The following is a 446-nucleotide window of genomic DNA, read 5'->3' as shown; positions in this document are numbered from 1 at the left end:
TCCGGGGCGTACTCCACCCGCCGGTCCGCCGCCGAGCGGGTGTGGCGTGTTTCGATGCTGACCCGGTGGTGCCGCTCCCGCCAGGAACGGACCTTCGCCCGGAACCGGCACGGGACAAGCTCACCGGCCGGGAAGCCCCGGGCCGGGTCCGGCGCGGCCGGGTCCAGGAAATGCGTCTCCAACGCTGCCGCCCCGGCCGGGTCGAGGTCCGCGGTCTCGTCCACCATGATCCGTGCGTGCTGCCACGAAACGGACCCTGCCTGCAGCGCGGACAACGTCAACGGCAGCCCCGTGGTCAGGATGCCGGCCTCGAACCGGAGGGCACCGGCGGCGCGTTCGCTGATGGTCAGGACACCGGCGATCTCCGATGTCACGGCCATCTCCCTGACCGTACGGTCCTGCGGGGACGCGGCCGGTGGCGTCATGGCCTTCTCCACGTGGGCGTA

General features: G+C 72.2%; 1 pseudogene. It reads right to left on the bottom strand.

The window, feature by feature from the left end:
* A pseudogene (locus tag AC5RWD_RS23245) lies at positions 1-425 on the bottom strand (HNH endonuclease signature motif containing protein); the annotation flags it as partial.
* Positions 426-446 lie beyond the last annotated feature (21 nt).

This window comes from Arthrobacter sp. CMU6, from assembly GCF_059090205.1.
This window is presented reverse-complemented; position numbering and strand designations above follow the sequence as displayed.